The sequence below is a fragment of the Kitasatospora sp. NPDC002551 genome (assembly GCF_040296005.1).
In the GTDB taxonomy this organism is placed as follows: domain Bacteria; phylum Actinomycetota; class Actinomycetes; order Streptomycetales; family Streptomycetaceae; genus Kitasatospora.
In genome coordinates this window covers 1-4,411 of the sequence record NZ_JBEOWI010000135.1, presented here as the reverse complement: position 1 = coordinate 4,411, position 4,411 = coordinate 1, and the positions used below count along the sequence as shown (strand labels likewise).

Below are 4,411 nucleotides of genomic sequence, written 5' to 3'. Positions count from 1 at the left end.
ACCGTCGTCATGGTCACCCACGACCCGGTCGCCGCCGCCTACGCCGACCGCGTCGTCTTCCTCGCCGACGGCCGCATCGTCGACGAGCTGGTCCACCCGACCGCCGACACCGTCCTGGACCGCATGCGCCGCTTCGACGCCAAGGGCCGCACCAGCTGACGCCCCGCGTCCGCCGCCCGACCCGGTCGCGAACCGGCCGCCGTCCCCACGACCCCCAGGACTGACACCACCCCATGTACCGCACCGCACTGCGCAATGTGCTGGCCCACAAGGCCCGACTGCTGATGACGGCGCTCGCCGTCCTGCTCGGCACCGCCTTCGTGGCCGGCACCCTCGTCTTCACCGACACCTTCGGCAACGCCATGCGCTCCCAGAGCGCCAAGAGCTACACCGACATCGCCGTCACCGTCAGCGACGGCGCCGCCGTCACCAAGGGGTACGACGACGGCGGCCGGACCTCCGGCGGTCCCTCCCTCACCGAGGACACCCGCAAGGCGATCGCCGCGCTGCCCGGCGCCGCCGAGGCCCGCGGCGTGGTCAGCGGCTTCGCCGGCATCGCCGACCGCAAGGGCGCGCTGATCGGCAACGGCTTCTCCACCACCGGCACCAACTACGTCCCGGGCGCCGACGGCACCGACCCGCGCTACCCGCTGGTCGACGGCCGCGGCCCGCGGACCTCCGGCGAGGTGGCCCTGGACGCCAAGACCGCCGAGAAGGGCGGCTACAAGGTCGGCGACACCGTGCGCGTCGCCATCAACGGGCCGGTCATGGAGCTGAAGCTCACCGGCACCGTGACCACCAACGACCCGCGGGTGCTCTCCGGCGGCTCGCTCGCCGCGTTCGACACCGCCACCGCCCAGCAGCTCTACCTCGCCCCGGACCGGTTCGCCGAGATCGACGTCAAGGGCAAGCCCGGCGCCGACGACACCGCGCTGCTCGCCGCCGTCCAGCAGACCCTGCCCGCCTCCGACGACCTGGAGGCCCGCACCGGCCGCGAACTCGCCGACGAGCAGGACCGGATGATCGAGGCCGGCACCAAGGGCATGTCCACCGCCCTGCTGATGTTCGCCGCCATCGCGCTCTTCGTCGGCATCTTCATCATCGCCAACACCTTCACCATGCTGGTCGCCCAGCGCACCAAGGAACTGGCGCTGCTGCGCGCCGTCGGCGCCAGCCGCAAGCAGATCACCCTCTCCGTGCTGGCCGAGGCCGTGCTGGTCGGCCTGACCGCCTCGCTCGGCGGCCTGGTGGCCGGCATCGGCATCGCCGCCGGGCTGCAGTCCGTGATCGGCTCGCTGGACACCGGCATGCCCACCGGCCCGCTGGTGATCGCCCCGTCCACGGTGATCGCCTCGATCCTCGTCGGCACCGTGGTCACCGTGCTCGCCGCCTGGCTGCCCTCGCTGCGCGCCTCGCGCATCGCCCCGGTCGCCGCGATGAGCTCGGCCGAGCAGCCGGCCACCCAGAAGTCCCTGCTGGTGCGGAACGTCATCGGACTGTTGTTCGCCGCGGCCGGCGTCGCCGGTCTGCTCGCCGGCGCGGCCGCCAAGGAGGTCAACCTGGTGGCCCTCGGCGCGGGCGCGCTGATGATCGGCGTCTTCGTGCTCACCCCGCTGCTGTCCCGCCCGGTGATCGCGCTGTTCGCCCCGGTGCTGCGCAAGCTGTTCGGCACGCCCGGCAAGCTGGCGCGCGAGAACGCCGTGCGCAACCCGCGCCGCACCGCCGCCACCGCCTCCGCGCTCACCATCGGCGTCACCCTGATCACCGCGCTGACCGTGGTCGGCGCCTCGGTGAACAAGGCCGTCGACGAGGCCACCGAGGTCGACCTGAAGGCCGACTACGCCGTCGCCATGGAGAACTTCTCCATGCTCTCCCCCGAGGTCTCCGGCCAGATCGCCAGGACGGCCGGGGTCACCATGGTCAGCGCGGTGCGCGAGGTGCCGGTGAAGGCCGTCGCCGACGGCGACACCACCCGGCTGACCGCCGTGGACGCCACCACCTTCGACCAGCTGATCGACCTCAGGGTCACCGCCGGCGCCGCCGACTCCCTCAAGCAGGGCAAGCTGCTCGCCACCACCGGCTACGCCGAGCGCAACGGCTTGGCGGTCGGCTCGACGCTCGACATCACCTACCCCGACGGCAGCCGCGGCACCCTGACCGTCGGCGGCCTGGTCGAGCAGAACACCGAGGTCGCCGGGGTCATCGCCCCCGAGCAGGTGGTCGGCTCGCACGCCGCCGCCGGCTCCGGCCTGAAGAAGGTCCTGGTCAAGGGCGCCGACGGCGCGACCCCCGAACTCAAGCAGGCGCTGCGCGACGCCACCGGCGGCAACCCGCTGATCAGCGTCAAGGGCGAGAAGGACATCAAGGCGGAGAACAGCCAGATGGTGACCGCCCTGCTGAACATCATGTACGGCCTGCTGGGCATGTCCGTGGTGGTCGCGGTCCTGGGCGTCATCAACACCATGGCGATGTCGGTGTTCGAGCGCCGCCGGGAGATCGGCATGCTGCGGGCGATCGGCCTGGACCGCCGCGGCATCGGCCGGATGGTCCGGCTGGAGTCGCTGATGATCGCGCTGTTCGGCGGCGTGGTCGGCGTCCTGCTCGGCATCGTCACCGCCTGGGCCGGCACCCGCACCCTGGCGGACTCGTTCAAGAACATCACCCTGGTGGTCCCGCCCGGGAAGATCGCCTTCTTCCTGGCCGCCGCCGCCGTGATCGGCCTGCTCGCCGCCCTCTGGCCGGCCCGCCGCGCGGCCCGGATGGACATCCTGGGCGCGATCAAGAGCTCGTAGCCACCGCACGCACCGCCCCGAGACACGCGGCGCCCGCCGGGATCACTCCCGGCGGGCGCCGTGCTGTCGGGCACTGTGGCTCAGGGGTTGGCGTGGGGCGCCGTGCCGCCGGTGGTGTCATCCGGCGAGGCGTCGCCGCCGGGTGGTCGCCCGACCTCCTTCAGGGTGGACTGGGCCCGTTCGTCGACCAGCCGGGTCACCAGGTGCTGCGCGGCGCCGAAGGCCACGCCCCAGGCGAGCACCTGGGCCCGGCTGTCGAGGTCGCTCAGACCGGGGACGAACGCCCCGCGGATCAGCAGCAGGCCGATCAGCGCGGAGAGAGCGCCGGTCGGGAACTTGAGGGCGGCGGCCGCCAGCGGCAGCATGAACGGCGCACTGGTGCCCTGGATGCGGCGCAGCGAGCCGATCACGGTGAGCGCGGCGCCGGCCAGGCCGGCCACCTCGACGGTGACGATGTCCAGGCGCGAGGCGTAGTCACCGGGTATCGGCTTGGTCGGGACCCACGGGTACTCCCCGGAGGGGCAGACCACCATCCGGACGGTCGACGGGCCTGGCGTGGTGGAGGGAACCGGGCTGAAGCAGAGGCTCAGCGACTTCGGGCAGACCGCGCCGAAGACGGCCAGCGAGACCACGCCGAGCAGGACGCAGGCGCTGGCCGCCCAGAGGATGTTGCGCAGGCTGCGCACCCGCGCGTACTCGGCGTCGAGCGCCGCGTACGCCGCGTCGAGGGTGTGCACCAGCAGGCTCCGGTCCGCCTCGCCGACGGGCTTGTCCTTGGATCCGGCCCGCGCCGCCAGGGCGAGGGTGCGCGGGTCCTTCTTGCCCAGGTGCAGCCGCGACATGGCCAGGATGTCGACGGCGCGGGCCGGCAGCGACCCGGCCGGGACGAGTTCCAGGAGCAGGACGTCGGCGGCGCGGACGTTCGACCAGCTGCCTTCGAGCGCGGTGGCCCCGGACCAGAGCTTGCGCCAGCCGTGCTTCTCGGTCGCCGCCGAGGTGGCCCTCTCCAGACACCGGCGGGCGCCCTCGATCAGCTCCAGCCGCCGGCATTCGTCCCCACCGGTTTCGCACTCCTGCCGGTCGAGCTGCGCCGAGAGATAGCCGACGCGGGCGAGGACGCGCTCGCGCCACGCGGATCTCTGTCTCCGCTGCTCCGCCGGTAACCGCTCGGACCGTTCGTCCGCCGGGCCGCTCATCTCGACCACACTCCCAAGTCGAGACGTTCTCTCCCTCCACCGTAGGCCCATTCGCGCCGCAACGGGGCACCGGCACCCCGGTGGTGACCGTGGGGTGCCGGTGCGTCACGGTGAGCGAACGTTTCCTCAGCAGCCGTTGAGGACCGAGGCGAGGGCGCTCTTCTCGGCACTGTCGACGGAGAGGCCGTAGTAGTACTTCACCTGGACCCAGGCGCGGGCGTAGGTGCAGCGGTAGGAGGCCTGCGGCAGCCAGTCGGCCGGGTCCTGGTCACCCTTGGAACGGTTGGAGCTCGCGGAGACGGCGATCAGCTGCGGGCGGGTCAGGTCATTGGTTATCTCTGGTTGTCAATCTGATCTCGCAGGTCAGCAGGGAATAAGCTGTTCTGTCACGTGAGGCAAGGGGCCAGGGGCGCCGCAATGCCG

The 4,411-nt window shown here is 72.3% G+C and carries 2 protein-coding genes and 2 pseudogenes; 2 read left to right on the top strand and 2 right to left on the bottom strand.

Translation table 11 applies throughout. The features are described from left to right. Nucleotides 1–159 (top strand): annotated as a pseudogene (locus ABT093_RS40415) (ABC transporter ATP-binding protein); the annotation flags it as partial. Between the two features lie 74 nt (nt 160–233). Further along, nucleotides 234–2,792 carry an ABC transporter permease gene (locus tag ABT093_RS40410; protein ID WP_350572504.1) on the top strand — a complete coding sequence of 853 codons (2,559 nt, stop codon included), beginning with the start codon at nt 234–236 and terminating at the stop codon, nt 2,790–2,792. An 80-nt stretch (nt 2,793–2,872) separates the two neighbouring features. Here ABT093_RS40410 and ABT093_RS40405 read toward each other — a convergent pair whose 3' ends face one another. Together ABT093_RS40405 and ABT093_RS40400 are read right to left on the bottom strand one after the other, a co-directional pair. Beyond that, nucleotides 2,873–3,997, bottom strand: a complete 1,125-nt coding sequence (locus ABT093_RS40405; RefSeq protein ID WP_502884431.1) for a hypothetical protein — start codon at nt 3,995–3,997, stop codon at nt 2,873–2,875. A 117-nt stretch (nt 3,998–4,114) separates the two neighbouring features. Further along, a pseudogene (locus tag ABT093_RS40400) lies at nt 4,115–4,318 on the bottom strand (hypothetical protein); the annotation flags it as partial. Nucleotides 4,319–4,411: the final 93 nt, after the last annotated feature.